The organism is Streptomyces sp. NPDC056835 (genome assembly GCF_042789485.1).
Taxonomy (GTDB): Bacteria; Actinomycetota; Actinomycetes; order Streptomycetales; family Streptomycetaceae; genus Streptomyces.
This window is the reverse complement of the sequence record NZ_JBHUBB010000012.1, coordinates 1-24,534: the sequence shown is the minus strand read 5'-3', so window position 1 is coordinate 24,534 and position 24,534 is coordinate 1. Positions and strand designations below refer to the sequence as shown.

General features: G+C 68.4%; 18 protein-coding genes. 8 read left to right on the top strand and 10 right to left on the bottom strand.

Annotated elements, in window-relative coordinates; all coding sequences use genetic code 11:
- Positions 1 to 58 precede the first annotated feature (58 nt).
- From ACFRMN_RS15670 to ACFRMN_RS15645, 6 genes are all read left to right on the top strand, one after another.
- Positions 59 to 214 carry a hypothetical protein gene (locus ACFRMN_RS15670; RefSeq protein ID WP_383019139.1) on the top strand — a complete coding sequence of 52 codons (156 nt, stop codon included), beginning with the start codon at positions 59 to 61 and terminating at the stop codon, positions 212 to 214.
- A 46-nt stretch (positions 215 to 260) separates the two neighbouring features.
- Entirely contained in the window at positions 261 to 518 is a 258-nt protein-coding gene (locus ACFRMN_RS15665; RefSeq protein WP_383019136.1) for a hypothetical protein, read from the top strand.
- Positions 519 to 976: 458 nt separating this feature from the next.
- Complete coding sequence (locus ACFRMN_RS15660) at positions 977 to 2,158, top strand: adenosylhomocysteinase (protein WP_383019134.1); 1,182 nt, start codon at positions 977 to 979, stop codon at positions 2,156 to 2,158.
- Positions 2,159 to 2,471: 313 nt separating this feature from the next.
- Positions 2,472 to 3,452, top strand: a complete 981-nt coding sequence (gene add, locus ACFRMN_RS15655; RefSeq protein ID WP_383019132.1) for an adenosine deaminase — start codon at positions 2,472 to 2,474, stop codon at positions 3,450 to 3,452.
- Between the two features lie 99 nt (positions 3,453 to 3,551).
- A complete protein-coding gene (locus ACFRMN_RS15650; RefSeq protein ID WP_383019129.1) occupies positions 3,552 to 5,102 on the top strand; it encodes an alkaline phosphatase D family protein in 1,551 nt (516 codons plus the stop codon).
- Between the two features lie 87 nt (positions 5,103 to 5,189).
- Positions 5,190 to 6,227: a LacI family DNA-binding transcriptional regulator gene (locus ACFRMN_RS15645; RefSeq protein ID WP_383019127.1), complete on the top strand. Its 1,038-nt coding sequence runs from the start codon at positions 5,190 to 5,192 to the stop codon at positions 6,225 to 6,227.
- A gap of 34 nt (positions 6,228 to 6,261) precedes the next feature.
- On the opposite strand, the gene ACFRMN_RS15640 is transcribed toward ACFRMN_RS15645, so the two are convergent.
- The 8 genes from ACFRMN_RS15640 to tap form a co-directional block, all read right to left on the bottom strand.
- A complete protein-coding gene (locus tag ACFRMN_RS15640) occupies positions 6,262 to 6,702 on the bottom strand; it encodes a hypothetical protein (protein ID WP_383019125.1) in 441 nt (146 codons plus the stop codon).
- Positions 6,699 to 8,018 carry an integrase gene (locus tag ACFRMN_RS15635; protein ID WP_383019122.1) on the bottom strand — a complete coding sequence of 440 codons (1,320 nt, stop codon included), beginning with the start codon at positions 8,016 to 8,018 and terminating at the stop codon, positions 6,699 to 6,701. Before ACFRMN_RS15635 ends, ACFRMN_RS15640 begins: the two co-directional genes overlap by 4 nt.
- Before the next feature lie 163 nt (positions 8,019 to 8,181).
- Positions 8,182 to 10,035, bottom strand: a complete 1,854-nt coding sequence (locus tag ACFRMN_RS15630) for a transposase (protein ID WP_383019119.1) — start codon at positions 10,033 to 10,035, stop codon at positions 8,182 to 8,184.
- A 23-nt stretch (positions 10,036 to 10,058) separates the two neighbouring features.
- The gene (locus ACFRMN_RS15625) at positions 10,059 to 10,439 is read right to left on the bottom strand and encodes a hypothetical protein (RefSeq protein ID WP_383019117.1); all 381 of its coding nucleotides are present in this window, start codon (positions 10,437 to 10,439) and stop codon (positions 10,059 to 10,061) included.
- Positions 10,436 to 11,062: a TnsA-like heteromeric transposase endonuclease subunit gene (locus ACFRMN_RS15620; protein WP_383019114.1), complete on the bottom strand. Its 627-nt coding sequence runs from the start codon at positions 11,060 to 11,062 to the stop codon at positions 10,436 to 10,438. Before ACFRMN_RS15620 ends, ACFRMN_RS15625 begins: the two co-directional genes overlap by 4 nt.
- Positions 11,063 to 11,452: 390 nt before the next feature.
- Positions 11,453 to 12,841 (bottom strand): DNA-binding protein, encoded by a 1,389-nt coding sequence (locus ACFRMN_RS15615; RefSeq protein ID WP_383019112.1) that lies wholly within the window; start codon positions 12,839 to 12,841, stop codon positions 11,453 to 11,455.
- Positions 12,842 to 13,037: 196 nt separating this feature from the next.
- The gene (gene tpg, locus ACFRMN_RS15610) at positions 13,038 to 13,595 is read right to left on the bottom strand and encodes a telomere-protecting terminal protein Tpg (RefSeq protein ID WP_383019109.1); all 558 of its coding nucleotides are present in this window, start codon (positions 13,593 to 13,595) and stop codon (positions 13,038 to 13,040) included.
- Between the two features lie 5 nt (positions 13,596 to 13,600).
- Positions 13,601 to 15,709, bottom strand: coding sequence for a telomere-associated protein Tap (gene tap / locus ACFRMN_RS15605; protein ID WP_383019107.1), 2,109 nt, complete (start codon positions 15,707 to 15,709; stop codon positions 13,601 to 13,603).
- Positions 15,710 to 15,967: 258 nt separating this feature from the next.
- Between tap and ACFRMN_RS15600 the strand changes: the two genes are divergently transcribed.
- Together ACFRMN_RS15600 and ACFRMN_RS15595 are read left to right on the top strand one after the other, a co-directional pair.
- On the top strand, positions 15,968 to 17,332 hold the full coding sequence (locus ACFRMN_RS15600; protein WP_383019104.1) for a hypothetical protein: 1,365 nt from the start codon (positions 15,968 to 15,970) through the stop codon (positions 17,330 to 17,332).
- A 280-nt stretch (positions 17,333 to 17,612) separates the two neighbouring features.
- A complete protein-coding gene (locus ACFRMN_RS15595; RefSeq protein ID WP_383019102.1) occupies positions 17,613 to 18,863 on the top strand; it encodes a hypothetical protein in 1,251 nt (416 codons plus the stop codon).
- A gap of 657 nt (positions 18,864 to 19,520) precedes the next feature.
- Here the strand turns inward: ACFRMN_RS15595 and ACFRMN_RS15590 are convergent.
- Together ACFRMN_RS15590 and ACFRMN_RS15585 are read right to left on the bottom strand one after the other, a co-directional pair.
- The gene (locus ACFRMN_RS15590; RefSeq protein WP_383019100.1) at positions 19,521 to 21,404 is read right to left on the bottom strand and encodes an ATP-dependent endonuclease; all 1,884 of its coding nucleotides are present in this window, start codon (positions 21,402 to 21,404) and stop codon (positions 19,521 to 19,523) included.
- A 177-nt stretch (positions 21,405 to 21,581) separates the two neighbouring features.
- Positions 21,582 to 23,975, bottom strand: a complete 2,394-nt coding sequence (locus tag ACFRMN_RS15585) for a Helicase associated domain protein (RefSeq protein ID WP_383019097.1) — start codon at positions 23,973 to 23,975, stop codon at positions 21,582 to 21,584.
- Positions 23,976 to 24,534: the final 559 nt, after the last annotated feature.

Here is a 24,534-nt window from a genome sequence, read left to right as displayed (position 1 = left end):
TCCGGGGCCCGAACAGACCGATCGGCCACTCCCGCCCCTCCCCAGAAGGGACCCGTCCTTGCGTTTCGAACCCGGCACCCTCGCCGTCCTGATCGGCGTCTCCGGATCCGGCAAGTCCACCTTCGCCGCCAGCTACCCGTCCAGCTGGACTCTCTGCCTGGACGCCTACCGGGAGATGGCCACGGACGACTTCTCTGTCAAGTTCACGTGTTGAGCTCAAGTTGATCATCCTGCCCCGGCCCACCATCTAGGAGAACCTCATGCATGGACCTGCCGTGACGGCCTTCTCGGAGACTGCCGCCCTGTACGCCATCGTCAACGAGGACACCGAGGAAGCTGAACGCATCGTGTCCGGGATGCTCCAGAACGAGCGCGCCGAGTTCGCCCGCCAGCTGGACCAACTCCGGGGCATGCTGACCGACCGTTTCGGCAACGACCAGGGAGGCAGTCCCAACCTCGACGAGGTGCCGACCGGACTGGCCAAGGGGGCACCTCACCTGAGCCTGACGGAGGCGTAGGGCGGTTGGAGGGGGTCAGGGTCGCGCCCAGCAGTGTGGCGGTCCTCTTGCGGCCGGCGACCCGCAGGTGTTCTGGATGGCGGGCACCCAGCGCGGGTGTGGAAGACGAGGGTGGAGATCTTCTCCATCGTCTCGATGGCTGCTGCTCTCCGTGTTGCGATGCCGGGTAACCGGCCTGGTGGCAGGCTCGTGGCTTCGGACGGCTCGGGGGTTTCCCTAGGCAAGGTATACGTATAACGTGGTGTGCACTGGTCTTCGTTACATGCCACCGCGCGGAGAGGAGGGTCTCGATGAACGCGTCGCACGGGCCCCTCCAGCAGTACCTCTTCGGTGACCATTCCTTCCGCAGCGATTTCTACGGCTAACGAGCTGATCCGAGTCAAGGGCACCTCTGTGTCCTTTCCCGGCTTCATGGCACGTGTTGTGCCCACTCGTCTCTTCAGCCAAGGAAATTCGTCATGTCTCAGCTTGTGCATGCCCGCTGTCCGATCCTTCACGACGGAACCCAGTGGGCCGCCCGTCACATGCCGCTGCTGGCGGCCACCATGCAGAACGAGGCGTCGGCGTTCGCCGGTCGCCGTATCGGAATCTGCCTGCACATCGAACCCAAGACGGCGGTTCTCGTCGGCTACCTCGCCCAGGCAGGCGCCGAGATCATTTTGACCGGTTCTCCTGGCACCACCCAGGAGGACACCGCGGATGCGCTGCGTGACTACGGGATCACCGTCGTCGGCCACCGCTCCGACGATCTCGCGCAGCACCGCGAGAACATCACACGGGTCCTGGACGCGCAGCCCGACCTGATCCTCGACAACGGCGCCGATCTGATCGAGGGTGTCCATGCCCGCGGAGGGATGCCCGGCCTCATTGGCGCCACCGAGGAGACCACCACCGGTGGCCTGCGCATCCGCTCCTGGGACAGTCAGCCGGAATTTCCTGTGGTCGTCATCAACGACAGCCGGCTCAAGCTCCTCGTCGAGAACGAGTTCGGTGTCGGCCAGAGCGTCGTGCAGGGTTTCATGAACGCCACCAACCTCATGATCCCTGGGGCTCACGCCACTGTCGTCGGCTACGGTCCCTGCGGACGTGGTGTCGCGGACACCCTGGCCCGTCTCGGTGCCCGCGTCGCCGTGGCCGACACAGACCCCTACCGTGCCCTGGAAGCGGTGATGGCAGGCCACCAGGTCGGTGAACTCACCGATCTGCTGCCGCGGACCCAGCTGCTTTTCCTGGCCACCGGCCATCCTGGGGTGATCGGTGCCAGGGAGATCGGTGCCCTGCGCAATGGCACCGTCATCGCCGGTGTCGGGCACATGCCCTGGGAGCTGGACGCGAGCGCGCTGGCCGAGCACACGGCCTCTGTGCACCACTCCGGCCCCAGCGGGCAGGAACGTGCCGTGCACCGGCTGCATGACGGCCGCGAGGTCATCGTCCTCGCAGACACCAAGATGATCAATCTGACTGCGGCGAAGGGCAACCCGGTCCAGGCCATGGACCTCGGTCTGACCCTCCAGGCCCGCAGCCTGGCCGCCATGGCCTCCGACCACGACGGGACCATCCCGGCCGGTGTGCAGGCCGTCCCCGGGCCTATCGACCGCCAGATCGCCTCCGACCTGGTGCACGCCCTGAGCCGTATCTGAGTCAGTGCCCGCCCGCGCGTGGCTTGCACACGCCAGCCCCGGTTCCGTTCCGTGCGGAGCCGGGGCCCCTCCGGGCAGCGTGCTCACCTTGCTTCGGGCCGTGCCGCGAGGGCTCCATGCCGCGCGTGCCTGCCCGTGTCCGTACGGGGCCGCCGTGTGAGGGCGACGATGTCGCTCAGCACAACGATCACAGCGGCACCGGTCAGGGACGCCGCCTTCTGCGGGGCGGCTACGGCGCGGCAGGCCCGAGATCACAGTCCCCATCTCCATTTGCCCAGCCCTCGGCTGGACCGACCAGAACAGGCGCTTACTCATGCCGACCATCGACTTGCACCGGCACCTTGAAGGATCCATCCGGCCGTCCACTGCCCTGGCCTTGGCCCGCAAGCACCAGCACTGGCTTGCCGCCGACAGCCGTCCGCTGCACCGTCTGGTGGCCCCTGTCAGGACAGCCGGGCTGCTGGACTACCTGGAACGTATCGACGTCGCCTGCTCCACGGCCCGCGCCGTGGAGGACTGGTCGCTCATCGCCCAGCAGGCGGTCCAGGACTGCTTCGACGAGGGCCTGGACTACGCTGAGATCCGTTTCAGCCCCTGGTTCATCCACACCCAGACCGGCCTGGACCCGGCCGAGGTCATCGACGCCATCACCGATGCGGCCCGCGATGCCTCCGCCCTCCTGAACCTGCCGGTCGCCTTCATCGGGATCATCGTTCGAGACCTCGGTCCCGATACCGCCATGCGGCAGATGAACACGATCCTGAGTCGCAGCGGCCGATTCTGCGGCGTCGACCTCGCAGGTGACGAGGCCGGTTATCCGCCAGCGCTGTTCACCCCTGCTTTCGCCCGTGCCCACGACGCCGGACTGCGCGTCACAGCCCATGCAGGTGAAGCCGCCGGACCGGACAGCGTGCGCGCCGCCCTCCAGGCGCTGCGCCCCGACCGCATCGGCCACGGCGTCCGCGCCGCCGAGGACCCGCGGCTCATGGAGCAGCTGGCCGACGCCGGCATCACCCTCGAAGTCGCCCTCACCAGCAACGTTCAGACCAGAGCCGCCGCCTCTCTTCGCGAGCACCCCATCAAGCGGCTCCTCCAGGCAGGGGTCCCCGTGTCGTTGAACACGGACAATCCGACTCCCAGCGCCACCGGTGTAGCGGCCGAGTTCCGGCGTGCCGCAACCGAAGTAGGGCTGTCGGAGGCGCAGTTGCAGCTCATCGTCCGCGACTCCGCGGCGGCGGCATTCACCGAGGCCGGTCGGCAACTGGCCCGCACGCGTTCTGCGGCAGACAACTGACCATCACCTTGCGGCAGGCAGCGGCAACACGCCTGCCCAGCTCCTTCTCAACCGCCAGCGACCCGTCCACACGTCACACACAGAAACCAGGGTTTGGACATGGGAAACAACCATTCGACATTGGCCAGGCGCAGCGTGGTCGGCGGCGCGCTCGGGGCAGCTGTCACCTTGTGGGCCGGGCCGGCCGCAGCGGGGGCCGGGGCGGGTGCACAGCCTTCCTGGGGCAGCTACCCCTTCACCCTCGGAGTGGCCTCCGGCGCGCCCCGCCCGGACGGCGTGGTGCTGTGGACACGTCTTGCGCCCGCCCCGCTGCAAGCCGACGGGGGAATGCCGCCGCACACGGTGACCGTGAAGTGGCAGGTTGCCGAGGACGAACACTTCACCCGCATCGTCCGCCAGGGCCGCGCCCTCGCCCGGCCGGACGACGCCCACAGCGTCCACGTCGATGTGCACGGCCTTCGTCCCGACCGCTGGTACCACTACCGCTTCGGCAGCGGTACGGCCATCAGCCGGACTGGCCGCACCCGAACCCTGCCGGCCCCCGGGGCCCGGGTGTCCGCCCTCCGCCTGGCTCTCGCCTCCTGCCAGCGTTACGAGCACGGCTACTACAGCGCCTATCGGCACATGGCAGCCCAGAACCCCGACGTCGTCGTGCACCTGGGGGACTACATCTACGAGAACACTCTCACCGGGCCGCGCCTTGAGGCCATGCCCACTGCCTTGCGTACCACCGCCACGGACCTGACCGCCTACCGGCTTCGGCACTCCCTCTACCGGCTTGACCCGGACCTGCAGGAGGCCCACGCCGCCGCTCCCTGGCTGCTCATCCTCGACAACCACGACGCCGTCGAGGACGGGACCACCACGGCGAGCATGCTGGCCCGCCGTGTCGCGGCCTACCGCGCCTACTACGAACACCTGCCTCTGAGCCCCCAGAGCCGGCCCAACGGCCCCTCCATGCGCATCCACGACAAGATCGACTACGGTCGTCTGCTGCGTCTGCACCTCCTGGACACCCGCCAGCACCGGGACACCGAGCAGATCTGCGGCGGATCCTCCATCGTGGGCGAGGCATGCCCCGCCATCTCCGCCCAACAGCGCACGATGCTGGGTGCCCAGCAGGAGCGCTGGCTCCGGCACAGCATGGGATCCTCCCGCACCACCTGGAACGCCCTGACCCAGACCGTGCTCTTCGCGCCGTACAAATTCCGCTCAGGCGACGACACCAGCAGCATCTACTACGCCTCCTGGGACGGCTACACGGCAGCCCGCCGGCGTCTCCTGGACGACATCGCCACCCAGCGCCCCAGCAATCCCGTCATGCTGTCCGGAGACTGGCACACCGCATGGGTCAACTCCGTCCCCGCGCAGATGCAGGACCTCGACGGACCACCGGTGATGACCGAATTCCTCACCACTGGCATCAGCTCCAACCCGGCCTACACCTCAGCGTTGGCCAAGCCGTCGCTGGCCGGCAACCCCCAGGTCCACTACTACGACGAGCACTGCGGATACACCCTGTGCACCGTCACCCCGGGCACCTGGGAGACGACCTTCGTGACCGCAGATACGACCGCGCGCACCGCACCCGTCATGGCAACAGCCTCATGGACAGTCGAGTCCGGCCATCCGCAAGCCCACCGTGCCTGACTTCAAGGCCCGCCGCCGAGACCGCCCTCAGTGCGAGCCCGGCCCGCGCCGGCCCCTTCCACCGCGCCCTTCGCGAAGGCCGCATTCATGACCGCCGACCCCCTTCCCTCCCCACACCCCGCCGGACGTCCCACAGGACGGGACGTCGCCCGGCTCGCGGGAGTCTCCCAGGCGACCGTCTCCCTGGTCTTCACTTCGCCGGACAGCAGCAACCGCGTCTCAGCCGCGACCCGCGCGAAGGTGAAGGCAGCAGCCCGCCGCCTCGGCTACAGACCCCAGCGCGCTGGCCGACACCTCCGCCTCGGCCGGGCCGAAATGATCCTGCTCGCCGTGCCCGACCCGCTGGCCCCGTTCTTCAGCCGGGTCCTGGACGGAGCCCAGAAAGAAGCCGCCACCCGCGGCCTCGCCGTCGTCGCCAGCGGGACCGCCGACTCCACGGCGCTCGACGACTTGGTCGACGCCGGCCGCTTCGACGGCCTGCTGATCTGCTCTCCCGAAGACGGCCTCACCCCCGGTATGCCGCCTCAGATCGCAGCCGTCTACCTCGACGCCGACCCGGCCAGGGCAGCCGACAGCCCCGTGATCGAGTTCGACTTCGCCCCCGGCATGCAGCAGACCGTGGAGCACCTGCGCGAACTGGGACACCACCGCATCGGCCGGCTGTGCATCACACACCCCTCGTACACCTTCCGTGCTCGGCAGGCCGCATTCACCAAAGCCGCCATCGGATTCGACGTCACGTCCCTGGCAATCCCCCTGTCCAGCGGAGGAACGGAGGCACGCTTGGCAGCACACCGCCTCCTCAGCACCCCCGACCGGCCCACCGTCGTCGTCTGCGACGACAGCGTGGCCACCGCAGGGGTCTACCAGGTAGCCGCAGACCTGGGCCTGCGCATCCCCGACGACCTGTCCGTGATCGGCCTCGACAACGGGTCTTTGGCTGCTCTCGTGACGCCCCCGCTCACCACCATCGATCTACCCGGAGAAGAACTCGGCCGCCAGGGCATCCAGCTGCTGGCCTGCCTCCTTCACGGCACCCCACCGCCGCCAGCATCGACACTGGTCACCTCGTTGAAAATGCGGGCATCGACCCGTGCCCCGCACCGGCACATGCCTCGCAGGTAGCTCTCCCTGGGAGAACCGCAGCAGGGCGACGTCATCACCGGCTCCTCCGCGGGTCCGCCGGACCCGCGGGGAGCTGAGAAGGCAGCGGGCGGAGCACGGACGCACGGTCAGCCAGTTGTCGGCGCAGGAGCTCGTTCTCGGCGGTCGCTTGGTGCAGGGCCCCGACGAGTGCTTCGACGTCGGCCTTGAGCTGGGCAATCTCCTCCGCGTCAGCAGCGTGCAGCTCCTTGAGCCGACGGACCCGCTGACGCAAGCGCTGTTCGCTCTCATCAGGGGTGCCGCCACGCGTGCGGACCACGCCATAGAACTCGTTCTTCAGATCGGGGTGCCGCTGGGTGAGTGCGTTGCGCGGGACACCGGCTTCGAGTGCGAGGGCGACGATCGTCAGCGAGCCGTTGGAACGCTCGGGCGTTCCGCCCAGGATGCGGTCCATCGCGGCACGGATGAGATCGCGCTCGTTGGGGGCGGGGCTCATGACGTCGGCTCCTGGAGGTCGATGCGGCCGTCGTAGTGACGACCGGCCAGGTCACGGAGATGGCTGGCGCGCCAGGCGAGCCGGTCGGCGAGGGGGCCGGGCACTGCCTCCGAGGCGGCCTGTTTCTCCAGCACCTGCGCGTACTGCACGAGTTCGCTGGCATGGCGGTCGGTGCGCGCGATGTTCGCGCATGTCGGCTTGCATCGGTCCAGGCTCGGCGCGTCGCTGGCATCGAGCCGATGACACAGGGCGCGCTCCCGGCGGTAGACGCACATCAGGAACGAGTGCGGGTTGTCGTAGACGGTCAGAGCCGGATTGCCGAGGATGTCCCGGGCCTGCCGGTGCGTGCGAATGGATCCGGCGAAAGTGGGGGCCTGGGCGGCGGCGTGGATCGCCCGCCGTGCGGCTGGCCCTGAGATCCCGGTGCCAGCGGCAAGGTCGTCGTGGAGGGTGGTGAGGGTGTCGGCGGTTGCCCGGGCGGTTTCGATGTCGAGCAACTCGTGGATGCAGCCGCGGCCGCGCGCGGCGTAGCCGGCGCTCACCGCGGTGCGCATGTGCCCGTACTGGATGGCCAGGGCCACCAGCCCACCCGGTCGGCGGGCGATGTGCCAGGCCAGCGACCGGCGAAAGCGTGCCACGCCCAGCGCCCCAAACGGATCGTCCGGGACGGCTTCATGGGGACGGCCAAGGCGTACAGCGAGGTTGGAGGCCCATGTGATGAAGTCCTCGACGCGGTTGCGCATCGCCTCGAAGCCGACGACGCGGCCCGTGGAGATGCGGCCGCGGGGGATGGAGTGGACGGCACTGTCGAAGAGAAGCCCGTCCGGGGCGATGCGTTCCAGCACGCGGATCGCGCTCACCACCGGCGCAATGGCGACCCAGGGAACGTCCCGCACCTGCCCGGCGGAGTAGTGGTTGCCGTCCTGGTCGTGGACGCCTTTGAAGACCCGGCCGTAGATCAGGTGCCGTCCCGGCGATGGTGGTTCGGGGCAGCAGCCGCTCTCCAGGCCCATCACCTCTGCGGGCCGCATGCCGGTCAGGTACGCCAGGACGATGAAACAGGCGACGCTCAGATGCCGCATCAGCTGCGGGACCTCGGTGAAGTCGATCGCTTCGGTCCACGGCTGCCCGGCGACGCGCCCTGTGATCGGTGTGGCGAGCGGGCAGGGGCCGGGGTGGCGCCGGGCGTAGACGCGGAAGCCCTGCCGCAGTTCGGACCGCAGATGGCCGTTGACCTGCTTCGGGGAGCAGCCGACCAGTGCGGCCAGGTAGGTCATGCTGATCTGATGCTCGCCCTTGTGCCAGCGGGTGGGCACGGGTGCACCACGAACTGCGCGTGGTAGTCCTCCCGCTGATCCAGGGTCCATTCCTGGTCGCCGGCGTCCCGTGGCGGGGCGTGGGGTGTGTCGACGAACTGCTGCCATCCGTCCCATGTGGTCAGCGGACTGAACGTGCTCGTGGTGGCGGGCTGGGCCGCTGTCACCATGTCTGGGCCTCCTGGTACGGGTCGTAGATGCGCATGCCGCCCGCCCCGGCGGTGTCCGGCGTCTGCTCGGCGGCCTGGTCCCGGGCTGTTTCGGCCGTCGGCACGGATGCTTCGGCCTCATCCGCGTGGCCTGCCGCGGCGTCTGGGCCGTCGGCGAGGGCGGCGAGAAGGTAGTCCTCGTCGTCTTGGTTGTCCTCGATGTCGTCCAGGCTGTCGTCGGCGTCCCAACCGTCAGCGTCCTGAGGCGGGACGGTGAAGGAACCGGGCAGCCCGAACGAGGCCCCCGGTGCGAGAGGTGCAGGCCACTGCTGCGGGGCGGTGGCGGGGGAGGGGTCGGTCATCTGCGCGGCCGCCTGGGCCCGGGCGGCTACCGTCCGCTCTCGCCTGCTGCCCACTCCCTGGCTGGCACGGCGCAGCAGCGCATCGAGTGCCTGGGCGATCGCCGCCTCGTGCTCTTCACGGCCATGCCGACGTTCCACGGTGCGGCGGACGTGGTCGAAGGTGAACGCGGTGAACGGGCGCCTCACCGCCGCCGCGTGGGCCCACGGCACTTCGAGCCATCCCTCGGGCAGGCGCACCCACACCCGGTTCGGATCGTAGGGGTTGTGGTGGACCTCCCAGCGTCCGTTCTTGTCCGCCCGCGGTGAGCGGCGCCGCCGGTAGGGGTTCAGGCCGGGGTGGTCGTAGGTGCGGTAGCCGAAGCGGATGCCGTAGTCGTTGATCGCCTGCCACCGCACCGGCAGCAGCTCGACGTAGTCGTCGGCGGACAAGGGCACCGGTACATGCCCCGTCACCGCCACGAGCGCCGCCCACATTTCGTTGGGTGAGACGGCGACCCGCGGCATCATCGGGTGCCGCAGCGCCTCGTGCCGGCGCTCCTGCCATCCGGCGATGACCCATTCGTCCAGCAGTTCCTGAAGCTGCGTCAGGCTCCAGCATGCATCCTGCTCCGTGGCCGTGCCGCGCTGGGAGACGTCCGAGCCGGTGTGGCCCGGCAGGTACTGGCTGAACCCGTCGGCGATGGCGCGGAAGGTCCGCTCCACGTTCCCCTTGGCCGGGCCGTTCGCCGGGGGCACCGGCTGCACCGACACCCCCAGGCTCTCGCATGCCGAGACGAACGACGCCGACACATACACCCTGCCCTGGTCCACGACCACCGTCTCCGGCATGATCACCGGCCGGGCAGCAGCCCCCTGAAGGCGCGCGTCCAACGCGATCAGCCGTTCGTAGGGGATGACCGATCGCTGCATGGACAGTGCCGTATCCCAGCCCGGCCGCATCGCCGTCGGCACCACCATCTGCGCCAGAAGCATCGCCGCGTCCACCGACGTCGTGCCCACCGGACGCACCACCGCCGCGCAGATGCTGCGCGTTGCCACGTCCAGCGCGATGCACAGTTCAAGACGGCCGGTCACACCGTCGTCCAGGACTGCCAGTACATCCAGCGGCGTGCTGTCCAGCATCACCAGCTCACCCGGCCGCAGTGCCACTGTCGGCGTGAAGGGGGGTGCCGGCCGCGACGCGTGCCACCGCCGCTGCGCCGCCGTCCCCAGCAGCCCTTGCCCGTTAGCCACCGCATGCACCAGCCGGTTGAACGTCGACACGGGCGGCAGGATCACTACCCCCGCGCCGTACTCCTCCTCCAGCAGCCACCCCACCCGGCGGCGCAGCCGCACCAGCGTGCCCGTCGACCGCTCCCGCTGCCCCTCCAGCACTGTCCGGACCGCCGCGACCACCCGCTCATCGGCCCGCCCCACCGCCGACCGCTCCCGCACCGCCCGGCCGTCCACCAGCCCCCACAAGCCCTCACTGCGGTAGCGGGCCCGCATCCGCCGCACCGTGGCCACACTCGCCGTCCAGCCCGCCGCCGTCAGCTCCTGTCCTGAGCCTTCGCCTGCTCCCGCTGCGCCAGGCTCTGTGTCGCCGGATCGAACTCCTCACGCGGACGGCTTTGCCCGACCGCATCCGGGAAGCCGGTCTCCACCTCCCGCACATGCCGCTGCCACGCCAGAGCCCGCTCCCGCACCTCGACCGGCAGTGCCTCCAGCAGCCCGAACGGCGGCACTCTGGCTGGCGCCGGTCCGCCTTCCACCTCGAAGGACGGATCGGCGAACAGGTAGGGCAGCAATACCACCGCCGAGGTGCCCTCGTCACTCACCAGCGTGGCCCGGGCGCCTTCCAGCACGGCGAGCGTCCATACCCGTCTGTCGTAGCGAAGGCGCGTCCCGACTTCGACAATCGCCTGCGTCATGCCGCGTCGGCCTCCTGTCGTGCGACCGAGACGACGGCGCGCTCGTGCAGCGGTTCTTCCAGCCGTACCCGCAGCACACCGCTCCACAGCGCGTGAAAGACCGCAGGCCATACGGCGATCGGGTCACCCAGCCCCTGCACCGCCTCCACCGCCGGCCGCGGACTGGCGAACACCTCCGCCAGAGCCGGCATCCACGGCCCGGCGGCGTACCGGGGATGCCGGTAACCCGCCAGCCACCGCACGTTCGCCACCACCACCGGATCCGGCGGTCCCGCGAGCCGGTAGGACCAGCCCGCTGCCTTGGCGGCAGCCGCCACAACCCGTGCCCGCGCCGCCAGCCGGGCAGAGGGCCCGCTGCGTCCCGCGCAGTCGAGCAACAGGCCGCTGCCGTCCTGCAGCCTGGCCATCAGCTGCGGCGCATGACCGACAGCCTTGCCGTCCTCACGCCACACCAGTTCCACCGGCCGGCAGGCCAGCGCCACCACCGCCGGATCCCGGTCCAGCAGCATGAGCTGGGTCCGCATGACACCGGACCCGTACGCCACCAGCCGCCCGCTGGTCGACGACCACCACCAGCCCGGAGCCACCCGCCGCCCGGGCCGGACGGGGAATGGCCGTACCACAGGAGAGTCCTCGAAGGGGACGTCCTGAGCAGCCTCAAGCCACGGGACCTGACGCGAGCACCCCAGAGGGTCTCGAAAGCGCACATCGATCAGGCTGGCATCTACAGCCGCAGCTTCTTCGCGTCGAACAGCACCACTCGTACTGTGCGGCTCGGGGATGCGGCACCCGGCGCCGGGCACCGCGGACGATGCGGCCTCCTGGCTGCTGTCGATGATCACGTACTCCACACAACGCCATGCCTGACCTGCCGCGCAGGAGAACCGGCCGGTAACCGCAACATCGGTGCAACCGCCGGATGTTGGGCTGCGCGCGGCACCCAGGGTGCCGCGCCCGGGCACCGGTGTCAGTGCAGAGTCCCGCACTTTCACGTTCCACTGCAGGCCGTTGGGTCAGTCCTCGCCCTCACCCAGGGCGAACACCGCGGCCAGGTCCTCGGCGGGCAGACGGGACCACTGAGCCACCTCCTCCAGCGTCACCCCGGAGGCGACGGCTGCGGCGGCGGTATGCACGAGGGCCTGGTCGATCAGATCGGCACTGTGGCTGAGGTGCTCCAGCAGGGTGCGGGCCACCTCGGCGGTGGTGCCGCTGTGCATGCCGCGCAACTCCACCAGCTGTTCGCGCGCCTCGTCGACCAACTGCGTGATGCGGAACCGTTGTTCGGCAGGAACGGTGGCCCGCCACCGGGTTCCCGAGCCGCCCGATTGGGCTTCTGCCGCCATGACGCGCAACTGGCCGGCCATCGTGGCGGGCTGTTGTTCCCGCTTCAGGTGCCACGGATCCTCCCGCCAGCCCGGCGGCCCCGTCTCGTGGCGGCGGGCGCGCACGATCGCGCCCTTCCAGCCGTTCAGCGGGTTGCCGTGGTCGGCCGCAAGTTCGGGGCCCAGCCAGGTGCGGTCCAGCCGCTCGCCCAGCCGGCGACAGAACGCATCGTCGGCGCCCCGCACCCGAGGCCGCATCCCGCCGCTTGCCTGCCAGGCCACCTCGGCCATGGCCGGCTCCAGCAGCGCCTGCGCCACGGCCACCACCTCCGGGAAGATCGCCGCGTCCCGGCCCACGATCCGCCACCACGCAAGCCGTGACCCCGCGTTGCCGCCCGCCAGCTGGTGCAGACGGCGTGGCCAGATCTCCTCCTGCTCCCAGGACAGGGCCTGCTCCCACCAGCGGGCCACCACCGCATGCGCCAGCGTGAACGCCTGCTCCGGCTCCACCCCGGCGCGCACCGCACGCCGTGCCACGCCCGGCCACCGCCGCTGCGCGGCCACCACCTCCGGCAGCCGTCGCAACTCCAGGTGCTCCAGCGGTTGGTCGGCATCCGCGTCCAGCAGCCAGCGCCCGTGCCGCAGACAGGCCCGCTGCCAGTGCGGTACGTACCGCACTGTCCGCAGCGCCTGCCCGGTACGCCGCGCGGTGCACAGCCGGCAGCCGTACGCGGCCGGACCCGCCACCGCGCCCGCCACCCGCCACCGCGCCTGCGCCACCCCGGCCTCCCGGCCGGTGCTGATCTTGGGGTCGTCCATGGTGAAGGCAGGCAAAGCGCGCGCCAGTACCCTGGGCTCCACCCTGCACAGCTCGGCGAGCACCCGCCGCCCGTCCCCGTTGAGGACGACCTCCGCGTCCGCCCGTGCACCGCCGCCGTCGTGCCGGGCGGGGGAGTTGCGGCATGTCCACAGCCGCAACACACCGGCGGTCGGGAGACCGTAGCGGGCCGCCACACGGCTGATCAACGACGCGGTCAGCTCCCCGGCCAGCGGTACGGTCCGCAACACCCCCGCTGCCACACCACACCCCCGATGCCGTCTCCTGCTCAGCGCCAGCCCCACACGCGCCTCACAGCCAGCCTGCGGCTCCTGCCTGGGTGGCTCGCGCCCGGCGGGCTGGCCGGGTTCCGAGGGCCGACTGCACAAGGCTAGAGGTCACCGCCCAACTTCAGCTGCGGAAGGCCCTCGCTGAGTCACTGTGTGCGCCAGCGTCAGGTCAGTAGTCGAGGTCGAGGTAGTCGATGTCGTTGAGGGTGACGTCGGAGAGTCCCAGAGCGCGGTTTCCGCTGTCCTGGAAGTAGATTGCTTTGAGTCCTTCGGCGATGATCTGGCGCATCTGCTGGTCGTCGGCGCCTGTGTTGCGGGCGTCGAACAGGCGTTGGGCGTACGCCGGGGGGAGATGCACGGTCAGGCGCCGGAAGCGCCCGTCGTCGGTCGTGCCGATGGGCGCGGTGTACCCGAACCGGGCCCGTGTCTCCACCGTGATGCCGCGCGTGGTGGCGGCCTGCTTCTGGCGGCGCTTGCGGACCTGCGGCTGCCACCGCTGCCGTACCGCGTCGTCGATCCGGTCCGCGATCGCCTTGGGCGGGTGCTTGCGTTCGCCCTTGCGATAGCGCTCCACCGACCGTTGGCTCACCCTGAGCTCCGCTGCGACGGCTTTGGTCGTCTTGAGCTGCTTTATCAGGAAGTTGATGCGTGCTTGGAGTGTCTTGGGCGGCTGGCGGGTGAAGCCCTCCCGGTCGGCGCGTTCGATGGCGTCGTCGATCTCTCCCACAGCGCCTACTCTCCTTCGTCGAGGATGGCGTCGCCGCCTTTGATGTGGCGGGCGGGGTTGTATCCCTGTTCCATGAGGTCAACTGCCCACAGCATCGACTGGACGCCCTCCAGCTTTGCCAGACCCGGCGTGGGCCCGAGACGGAACCCGCCCGGCTGCGGCTTGCCCGACGCGGCGTAGGGGAGGAAGTCCAGCGGGCTCTCCCCTGGAGAGGGGTAGACGACGCAGTCGGAGAGCACGGCGAGCGGGTACAGGCCGGTCATGGTGGCCATGTTGCGCAGTTTGCGGTGCATGTTGACCCGGGCCTTGGAGATGACGGCGGCGCGGATGTCGGGGCGCCAGGTCGGCCGCTGGAGGGCCGGCCACGGCTCGCCCTCCTTGTACTTCTTGCCCTGCGGGCGCTCGCGGAGCTTGCCGATGCCGCCCTTGACGGTGGCCTTGATGGCGGCCAGGACGGCCGCCATGCCCGGGTCGGTGTCCTTGTGTCGTTCCATCGCGGCGAGGAAATCGGTGTCGGACAGGTCCCGGGTGACGCCGAGGTCGGCGAGGGTGTCGACGTAGGCGGTCTTGAGGTGGTCGTGCCACGGGTCCAGGTACGCGCCGGTTTCCCGCCGCAGGTATCCCTCGAGGGGGGCCACGTTGTAGCCCAGCTCCTGGGCGTAGGCGACGGTGTGTGTCTGGTACCAGGCAGGTTCCGTCGGCCGGGTGCCGTCCGGCGTGAACGGCGAGGGTAGGCGCGCGTCGACCTCGACGTGGGACAGGTCGACCAGCCAGCTCCCGGGGATCTTCGGGTTGAACTTCGGGCCCACGAAGTGGTCGGGGGCGGACAGGCCGACGACCAGGCGGGCCGCGGCGGCGAGGAACGCGGTGTTGAGGTCCAGGCCGACTGCGAAGGGCAGCGTGCACTCCTCATCGGTGAGCAGGTCCACCGGCCGCACCCACTGGTACGCCTCTTCATTGATGAAGCCACCGGTCCAGCCGCTGTCCACGACGACGGGGTGCTCAGCGGTGGCCTCCGGCGGCGCCGGGTCCATCGGCTCCGTGCCCAGCGAGCCCGGGTTGTAGGCGGACACCCAGTTCCCGGTAGCTTCGTCGCGCACTGCACGAGTGGGCGGGCGCAGCGCCGTCATCAGCTCCAGCCCCGAGACGGCGGTGGAGCCGCGCGGGGTGATGACCCGGGTGGCGTAGACGCCGAGGACACGGGCGATGTCGGCCGGCTCCATCTGGCTCACGCCGGGCCAGGACCGCTCATCAAGGGCGTCCCAGGACAGGACCGCCAGTTGTACGCACTGCCGCTCACGCCCCTGCGCCTTGCGGTAAATGCGTGCCCACGGGCCGAACCCCCGCTGAGTGAGCCGCCACTTTGCCTTCACCACCTGCTTGACCACCGGATGATCCTCCGGCAGCCGAAGGGACCGGCGCTGCTCATAACCCTCGAGGCGCTCAGGCAGTCCGAGCTTCACGGCGGCTGCGGCGGTGAGGACGATCAGCGGGTCGCTGTCCTTGCCGTTGCGGTGCAGGCGCGGCGCACCGAGGCCGGACTTGCGCAACGTCCACTCCACCAGCTCCACCACCGTGGTCGCCGGGCAGTCGAGCACGATGCCGCCGACGCCATACGCGCAGTCGTCACCGTCCAGGACCGCGAGCGGCCCGTGCAGGAAGCGCGGGTCGGCCGCGGGCTGCGCCGCCGTCTTCGTGGCCGGACGCCGCGGTGACGCAGTGGGTCGGAAGGGCGGGCGCGCCAGCGCCTCAGCTGTAACGGCGGGAGCCTGCGGGGCATCTGCCGTCTCCACCCGGGACGCAGCCGGTCCGGTAGACGCCGCGGGCGCCGTTGCGGCAACCGAGGCTGTCGGAGCCGCGCCGGGAGCGGGGTACTTCGCCGCCCACCCGTTCAGCAGCCGCTGGTATGCGTCCAGGCGCGGCGATTTCGGCTCGCTGCGGCCGTTCTCCCAGTTCTTCACCGACTGGGTCGTCGTCTTCAACGCGGTGGCCAGGCGGGCCTGCGTGATGCCGGCGGCCTCCCGCAGCCGGGCCCGCTCCGCCGGAGGCGGCAGGTGCGGCTCCTCGTTCAACAGAGCGTCGACGGACGCGAACAGCTCTTCCTCAGATGCCATGCCTGCACCCTCACCTCGATACTGCTTATCCAACAACTTATCCCAATACTTAACCCTATCCTGTGCGCAACCCTGGCGCGGCGAACGGCGGCGGTAAGTCAGCGCCCCCGCGCTGCGTCACCGTCAGACGCTTCCTCACGGGCTCGCAGGCGTTCCCTCACCAAGCCGTTCTGTGCGGCGGGTTTCATGGTGCTGCACTTAGGGCAGTACATGTGCTGTACTTATCTACAGCAACTTCAACTTGAGGAGTACAGCACGATGTATCGTCTTGAGCCGGTCGCCAACGGCCTGCACACCGACCACCCCGTCCCCGGGCTGCCGTTCGTCGACGACAGCCACATCCCCCTCGACGACCCTGCTGCGATCGAGGCCATCGGACGCCACGAGGAGGCAGGCACGTGGGGACGCTGGGATCGGGTCTCTGGTACGCAAGGTTCATGGCTTGCCTTCACGACCGACCCGATCCGCCACGATCTGGCCTGGGTCGTCCGCCATCACCCTGAGCACGGCCGCACCGTGCTCCTGGTTCCGGACAGTGACGCTTCCCCCTGGCACAGCAACTGGTGGGGCCCCCAACTCCTGTTCAGGCAGGGCGGCTACTGGTGGGACGGCACCACCTGGTACCGGCCCGACCAGGTGTGGGACGTCCCCGGCGAGCGTTTCGACCACCGGCCCGTCAAGGCCGCGACCACCATCACCGCCGCAGACCTGCTCGACGACAACGCCCACCCCGGCGGCGGCCGCCTGCTGAAGGTCGCCAACTTCGACCCGGCATCCGTGCCTCCCGACCCCTGGAACGACCATCTAGCACTGTGGGCTTCCCACCGGCCTTCCGACACACGCCCTCTAGAACGGTGCGTGGTGCGGTTGTCCGCGCCTGAGCTGGCCGCAGACCAGCTCATCGGAGTGCCGGAGATGGCGAAGATCGCCAACATCGCGGCTTCCACTCTGCGCGCCTACATCGCCCGTAACCAGCGCGACGTACCCCCGCCCCAGGCCACCGTGAACGGCCGCAGCCTCTGGGCGCGCCCGGTGGCACAGGACTGGGCGGAGGAACGCGACCGATCCCCCGAGAGCGCGGCCGCCAAGCTCGATTCCGGCGACGGTGATCTATCGATCGGCCTGTCCGAGCTGCGTCAGCGGCTCTCCCGCCGGTTCTTCGGTGCACTGTGGGAGCGGCCTGACTGGCGCAAGCGATGGGCGCTGCGGTTCCGCACCGAGAGCGCCGTCCACGAGATCGCCGACGATCTCGCCCTCAGCGTGGCCACCGATACCGACAGCATCATCGACGTGCACGACCTGGCTGTCACCGTGCGGCACGCCGTCCTCGACGAGTTCGCCTACGGCAAGAAACTCGACGAGTCCTTGGGCGACACCGGACCGACGACCTTCTACGGCATCACGACGCCAGTGACGAAGATGCTCGACTGGATCATCCGCCACCACCCCCGCACCGCCCACCATCTCATCGGTGAGATCATCGGTGACGCCGAACAACGCCTTGAGATCCCGCGTGATGCCAGCGCCGACTCCATCCGCACCGCTCTCGGACTCGACAGCGCACTGCCCCGCCAGGCCCGGCTCGACTTCCTCGAACGCGCACTCCCGCCTGCCTCACGCTGACCACACATGGTCGTGATGTCCGGTCCCTAGCCGCAGGCCGACGGGCAGCACAATCCGGATCGGGACGTTGCACGCCTTCGCGCTCCGCTCGTCAGCGGTCACGTGGTGGCCACCTACCGGGACGGCCGAGGACCCGCCATGCTGAAGCGGGGCGAACCAGCACACACCACGTGACCGAACTTGCGTGATCAGCACGAATCACGCTCCGCCCTAGCTCTAGCCCCAGCGCCGCCTGGGCCGCAACGGCAAGGCCACGATGCTCGCTGAAAGGAGCAGAGCCGTGCTGGACAGTCACAGTGAAGACGATATTGAGCCCGAGAGCGATGAAGAGCTGTTTCGAAACCCCGTCTGCTACGAGCCGGCGGGACGCGACCTGGACCTTGAGAGGGACGATCTTGGGATCCCTGAAGTGCCGGGACTGCTGGAGACGCTTCTGAGTATGCGTGGACGGGTCCCCGTCGACCGGCGGGGACTCATCTGCCCGGACTGCCGGAAACTTCGAGGCAGACGTGTTGCCATGTATCTCGTCCAGCGTGACGGCGTGTGGCTGGCATCCCACTACCGGAAGCCAGGCGAGAAGCCCATCAGCCACGAGTCCGACGAGCATCTGGCCAGGAAGGAACGGGTTGCCAAAGACTCAGAAGACCATGGCTACCGAGCCGATATCGAGTCGGCCACACCGGACGGTCGTGCTCGGCTCGACGTTCGCATCAAGGGGGACAACGGAATTGTCCTGGGCTACGAGCCCCAGCTGAGCCTTCAGTCCGCCCGCACCATGCGTCGCCGTGAGGGTTTTCGCCGCCGCGCCGACATCCGATCCGTCTGGGATTTCGCGGACCCCGATCACGACGGCCTCGGCACGGTCCCATACGTGCGCACGCCCAACCTGCCGGCATCCGTCATACGCGTGCAGAAGAACCCGATCGAGATCCGGGACGGGAACTATGTGATCGAAGATGTGCGATGTAGCCCTACCGGAGCCATCGCCCGTTGCCCAGAAAAGCCGTACGACCCGCAGAACCCCCTGTCCGACGCCTACTGCGGTCGTCAGCACCTGATCCTTACGCCTCAGCACCAGTCCAGCGCCGCCTACGAAACAAGCAAATCGGCACTGACCCTCACCCGGTTCATTGTCGAAGCGGCCGGCGGAGCGCGCGTGCCCTTTCGCCGAAACGGCATGTACGGCTGGCTCCCCTCCGACCAGTGGGACCGATATCTGTCAGCGAACGGGCCGGAGGAGCAGTCTTCGAGCGAGGACCGTAGCGCAGTCCGCCGTGGCGACCGGCGAGCCTTGTGCACGGAAGACCGGCCAGCCACGGAAGTCCGCAACGAGCCCAAGCGGCGTTACGAGAGTCGCACCGTCGTCCTGGATACCCGCGAGGTGACACCCCAACCCGTCCGGCCCGCGATCGACGCCTCCGGCCAGCTGATCCCGCCTTGCCACATCTGCGGTCAACCGGCCAGCCTCCGAAACGCAGAAGACAAGCCCGAGCACTATTCGTGTCGGCAACGGCAACGTGCTCCCTCCTGAGACTCCAGGACGCACGCCCAGAACGAAACGACAGCTGCGCCCAGAGCCGCCCTGTCTCGTGCGGGCCCTTCACGAAGGACCGCCTCACAGAAGCCGGAGGGGGCCACCTTTGCCGTCCCGTTGCCGCAGAAACGAACACGGCGCCCGCCCCGGGTCAGGCAGCCCAGTTGAGTCCGAGGTCGGCCAGTAACGGGAGTTTGCCGGCGCTGAGTTGGCGCGGCGGCTCTTGCTCTTGGAGAGGAATACCCAAGCCGGACCTCGGTACCGCCCGCCATCTACCTGGGTCCTGGGGTTTTCACAGAGCCCGTCCGGGCCTCGCCTGCGCCGGGGCCGCCATACCCCACTCTCGGGACGGACACAATCACAATATATATACCTTTTGTTCCTTCCTTCGGAAGGCTGATGTCAGTGGCATGGGGAAGAATCTATGGCAGTGGAGGGAGGCTTTGATGTCTGCACCAGACAGTAGTTCTGACCTGCATATACCTTTGCCGAGTGGGTGTCGCTGGTGCGGGGTGGACGAGCGGGAGCACATGCAGCGGTACAAGCCGCCGGTGGGCTGGCACAAGTGGGAGCCGCCCACGCTGGAGCAGCGCAAGGAGAGGATGCTGGCCCGGCGGCGTCGTGCGTCCGGTAACCAGCTTTTGCGTTTTGCGGCTATGCCGCTAGCTTCCTGAGCTGGCTGAAGACGAGACGCAGCTGCTCCGGGACGTCCTGAGGGTCCTCGAGCGCTGAGGCGAGCTGATACATCATGTCGGGCTTGCCTCCAGGACCGCTTTCGCTCTGCTCCCGCAGCGTCTGCTTGACCGCATCACTGAACTTGCCCCCGCGCAACTGCAAGAAGTCCTCGGGTGCCCAGAGTCCTTCGATCCTGGGCCAGATCTTGTTGGCGACACGAGCCCAGACCTCGTCGGTGAAGGCCTCCTCGAGCTCGTTGAACTTCTCCCCGCCGGGGAGGTTCGGGTCGGGCTCGCCGATGAACTTGACGTAATCAGCCGCGCGCGGACCGAAGAACTGGGTCAGCTTAGCGGGCTTGAAAATGCTCTTGGGTAGATTGCGGCTGTCGGCGTCGACCACCAGCATGAAGGACCGCTCGTGCTCGGCGAGGTAGCGTGCCAGATGCAGCGCTCCCTCATTGTTGAAGCACGCCCACAGGGCGATGCCGGCTGCCTGGAGCGACAGCCTCTCGCAGAGCTTGAACAGCAGCGGGAAGGCGCGCTGCTCGGTGTCGCCTTCCACTGCGAGGAAGCAGCGTTCGTGTAGCAGCACGGAGTTCCGCAAGCCGAGTCCGGCAGCAATCTTCCAGAGGTGCTGCTCGAGCTCGTCGCCGACCACTCCGGCTCCGATCCGCTCGATGACGGTGCGGTGGTTCTCCAGCTTGAGGTGGACGACGTCGGAGATCTCGACACCGTCGATCAGGTTCAACGAGTGGGTGGCGACGATGACAGAGACGTGTGACAGCGCGCTCTGGTCCTGGATGAGCTGCATGACGCGTCGCTGGTGGTGGTAGTCCAGGTGGGTGTCGGGCTCGTCGTAGATGACGATCGTCTGCACCGCAGGGGGCTTGGCGTCTTCTTCTTCGGTTGGGACCGCGGGCTGCTCCTCTTCCTCCTCGGCTAGCAACTCGCTGGTCCACTCCCACACGGCCAGGGCGACTCGTCTGCTGCGGCCGAGCCCCGAGCCCTCCAGTCCGACGGACTCGCCGGCAGCACGGGCCACCCGAAGCGGGGCGCCGCGAAAGCCATGCTCGAACGAGACGTCCGGATCTACGTATACGTCAGTCAGGTCCGGGCAGCGCAGCTGGATGTGATCGCAGAGAGACTTGGCTTCGGTCCGAAGACGATCTTTTACCTGGTCTTCCAGCTCACTCAGCTTGCCTCTGAGCTGCGGATCCTCCATGTACTGCTTGAATCGGCCGCTCAGGGCACTCTTGATCTCCGCATCAGGGTGAGCGATCTTGCCGTCAAAGGGCAACAGCCGTGGCATCCGCTTATCGAGCAACGAGGGCGCGGGGAGCCATGTCTCGCCACTGGAGTGCTCACGCGCGTAGGCGCGCAGTGCCTTCTGCAGGTCTTCCTTCTTGCCGCTCGCCGGGTCTAGCTCGTACTCCTTGACCAATGCCTTCAGCGCCGGGACCAGAAGCGACGACAGGTCACGCAGTCGCTCGTCATCAGGAAACGAGCCCCAGTACTCAAGGTGCCCTACACGGTCTTGACCGGCCCGGCGGCGAATCCGTACCAGTGCGGGCAACTCAAGCTCCACCCGCTCCCACTCGTCGAGCTGGAACTCCCCGACCACCACGGTCTCTTCGCACCGCTGAGGAGGAGAGCCAGCCTTCAGCTCCTGTCCGCCGGGCTGCGCCACGAACGTACGGTCGTCTTCCTTGAGCTTCTGCGATCCGGTGAGAAAATGCAGGGAGTCGAGCACAGCGCTCTTGCCACCGTCGTTGTGGCCGGCCAAGATCGTCGGTTTGCGGACCGGGATCTCACGGACATCGGTCAGTGAGCGGAACCCGCTGACGGAGAAGCTCTTCAGGTACAACGCGCCTGCTCACTTTCCTGACGTACGCCACCGCAGGCAGCCAGTCAGCAAATGACCGCGGTATGCCACCCGGCGCCCCTCGCGCCATCCTAGAACGAAGACCACAACCGTTACGTCCGTCCCATTCAACTCAGCACCGCTCCCCGCCGACTCGGCTACGCAACCGCCCATCTCGTGCTACGCCGCCCAGTCGAGTCCGAGTTCGGCGAGAGCGGCGAGTTTGTCGGGGGCGAGCTTCGCGCGGCGGCTCTTGGCGTTGGTCAGCCACACCCCGAGCCTGACCTCCGTGCCGTCCTCCAACTGCTCTACGTGGCCCCTGGGAACCGTCACGGAGCCCGTCCGCGCCACGTACTGTCCCAAGGCCGCAACACCGCGATCGAAGGCCCGGGAAACGCCCTTGGGGGCCTTCGCGGGCGTCTCCTGCTCCGCCTGGAGCGGCACGACGCCAATAGCCTCCAGGCGCTCGCGCTGCCCCTCCATCAGCTCCTGCCAGACGGCATTCTGACGGTTTTTCTGGAGCCACCGTCCGACGTCCATCCCGTGCACGGTGACGCCGGGCAGGACCTCCACCTGGCCGGCTTGGCCTTCTTCGTCGGCGACCAGTTCGCGCAGTGCGGCGTAGTGGCGCTGCCATTCGGCCGGCCATTGCGGGTTCCAGTCCGGGTCGATCTCCTTCAACGCGGCTTCCCACTCGGAGTGTTCGGCCAGTGCACCGGGGCGGCGGAGGTTGGACAGCCATTGCCCCACCTTCCGGTCCAGCGCAGTCGCGGTTCGGGGCGCACACAGCGTCCAGTAGTCGGCGTAGTAGGCGCGGGCCGCCTCGAGGTTCTCCTGGAAGCGTTCGTCCGCGACGGACCACACCATGCCGAGTTGCTCCAGCCGCCGGGCGCGCAGCCCGGTCATCTGCCCAGCCCCGTACGCGCGTCGTTGTTCCGCGACCCACTGCCCAAGGGGAGTTGCGCCCTCGCGGTGTCCGTAGGGCACGCGGGCGTTTCCGACCCGCTCGACGTATGTCTTCAGCTTCGCCCAGCCGCGGGCCCAGTCCTGGCGTTCGGTGTCGATCACGTTGAAGCTGACCCAGTCCGCGACCATCACCGGATCCCGGGGGGCCGCGAAACGGAGCAGCAACCGGGATTCTTCCTCGCCTTCCTCCGGCGGGGTGCCGATGTTCTCGGAGGGCTGGGCCATGTCCTTCTGCGGCTCCTGAGGAATGGCAAGCAACTCCACGGCCTCTTCATCGTGAGCTCGGAGACCTTCAAGAACTTTTACCAACGGCCGGTAGGAGCCGGAGGTGAACATGTCCTCCGGCTCTTCTCCGGGCTGGAGAAATACCGGCACGATGAGAGAAGCGATTTTCCCTTGTCCGGGCTTTTGACGGAGCGCCCGGCCGATGGCCTGGACGATGTCGTGCGGCGCTCCCTTGGGGTCCAGCAGGGCGACGCTGTCCACGCTTCTGATGTCGACGCCCTCGCCCAGGACACGACAGTTCGAGAGCACCGCCCGCAGCGTCGTGGACCCGAAGCTGCCCAGGACTTCCCGCCGACGCTCGGGGACGTGCTCGCCGCACAGCCAGTCCGCCCAGGTCTGCGCGGGGTACTTCTCGGGCTGGTCGGCGTGCAGCTTCGCCGCGACGCGCTCCAGGCCTTCCGCATAAGCCTGTGCCTCTATCGTCCGGTGGTGGAAGGTGATGCAGGTCGACAGGTCGTGCTGCGCCATCGTGTGCAGGAGCGCGGCCTGGAGCGCCCCGAGCCGCTGCCCGCGAACCTCCTCGGTGTGCCGCTCCTCGCCCATCAGCCGCTCCGGCGTGACGACCGGGTCCTGGAGCTCCAAGACGATGATCTGGTACCGCGCCAACAGGCCCCGGGACACGGCCGACGCGAGCGAGAGCTTGTACAGGACAGGCCCGAAGACCTTCTCGTCGTCCATGGAGGCCGCCATCTCACGCGGCAGCGGGTCACGCACCCCCTCCGCGACCTCCCGGTTCAGCCGCTCTTCCCAGATCCGCGGCGTGGCCGTCAGGTACAGCCGCCGGAACGCAGGGATCTTCGTCTGGTCGTGGATGTCCGCCCACGCCTTACCCATCGACCCCGAAGTCCTGTGCGCCTCATCAACCACCGCGAGGTCTACCGGGGCGAGCTGCTGGCCATAGACGCCCTCGAACGCCTCCGTGAGCACCCCCAGCGACGCGTAGGTGGCATAGATGGTCACCGGCCCGGAGCCGTGCCACAGCGCCAGCTGTACCGGGTTTGTGGTGGAGCGCACCTTCATGCTCCACAGCTCCGGGTCGTCCTGGAGCGAGCACACCGCAACCGCCGGCCCCTTGTGCCCGGCGTCGTGCCACGCCTTCACCGTCTGCGCCAGCAGGTCCAGCGTCGGCACCAGCACGAGAATGCGCCCCTTGGGCACAAGCCGCTTAGCGGAAGCCGCCGCAATAATCGTCTTTCCCGTGCCACACGCGGCGTGCACCTGCCCGCGAAGGCCGTTCCAGGGAATACCGCCCGGCGGGATATCGAAGCCCCGCACAATGGCGGCAACGGCTTCGACCTGATGGTCACGCAGTTTCACGGCCATGCCCGTGTTCTCCTTTTAGCGAAATGCGGCACGTAATCAGAAAGGGAATCGCAGCACGAGGTGCGCGGCGCTGGGGTGTGGTGTCTGATCCCAAATTCTACACAGCCATGACCCGTGATGCATCAATCGCACGCCAACTTCGCTCCCCAGGGTGATAGATGACTCATTCTCGCCCACGGTCGACCGGTTGTCCTGTATGCTAACCGAGCATTGGTGAAGGCGTTGGGACAGTTTTGACCACAGGAGAGGGGTTCGGGTGGAGCGCAGCGGAACCCGTCACTACGGTGAGGCCGGCACCACGTTAGGCCGACGATCCGTCACATCCGTTGTAGGGGTGTCGGCTGGGAATCCCAAGCCCTACACAGGCCCGCGCGTGATGCACCCCTCACTGCCAGCCCCGGCGACCGCGCTTGCGCGGGTGCCTTCAATTCGCGCTTGCGCGAATTGACTTCCTTCTTTCGAAATTCCGTTTACGGAATTCTATTCCCGCGTTTACGCGGGAATTCGAATTGCGCTTGCGCAATTCGCGCTCTATGCCCCGGCTTGCCGGGGCATAGCC

Bases quoted from the DNA above. Each gene is read 5' to 3' on its own strand.
- ACFRMN_RS15665 (WP_383019136.1), top strand. From the start codon at position 261: ATGCATGGACCTGCCGTGACGGCCTTCTCGGAGACTGCCGCCCTGTAC.
- ACFRMN_RS15660 (WP_383019134.1), top strand. From the start codon at position 977: ATGTCTCAGCTTGTGCATGCCCGCTGTCCGATCCTTCACGACGGAACC.
- add (WP_383019132.1), top strand. From the start codon at position 2,472: ATGCCGACCATCGACTTGCACCGGCACCTTGAAGGATCCATCCGGCCG.
- ACFRMN_RS15650 (WP_383019129.1), top strand. From the start codon at position 3,552: ATGGGAAACAACCATTCGACATTGGCCAGGCGCAGCGTGGTCGGCGGC.
- ACFRMN_RS15645 (WP_383019127.1), top strand. From the start codon at position 5,190: ATGACCGCCGACCCCCTTCCCTCCCCACACCCCGCCGGACGTCCCACA.
- ACFRMN_RS15640 (WP_383019125.1), bottom strand. From the start codon at position 6,702: ATGAGCCCCGCCCCCAACGAGCGCGATCTCATCCGTGCCGCGATGGAC.
- ACFRMN_RS15625 (WP_383019117.1), bottom strand. From the start codon at position 10,439: ATGACGCAGGCGATTGTCGAAGTCGGGACGCGCCTTCGCTACGACAGA.
- tap (WP_383019107.1), bottom strand. From the start codon at position 15,709: ATGGCATCTGAGGAAGAGCTGTTCGCGTCCGTCGACGCTCTGTTGAAC.
- ACFRMN_RS15600 (WP_383019104.1), top strand. From the start codon at position 15,968: ATGTATCGTCTTGAGCCGGTCGCCAACGGCCTGCACACCGACCACCCC.
- ACFRMN_RS15585 (WP_383019097.1), bottom strand. From the start codon at position 23,975: ATGGCCGTGAAACTGCGTGACCATCAGGTCGAAGCCGTTGCCGCCATT.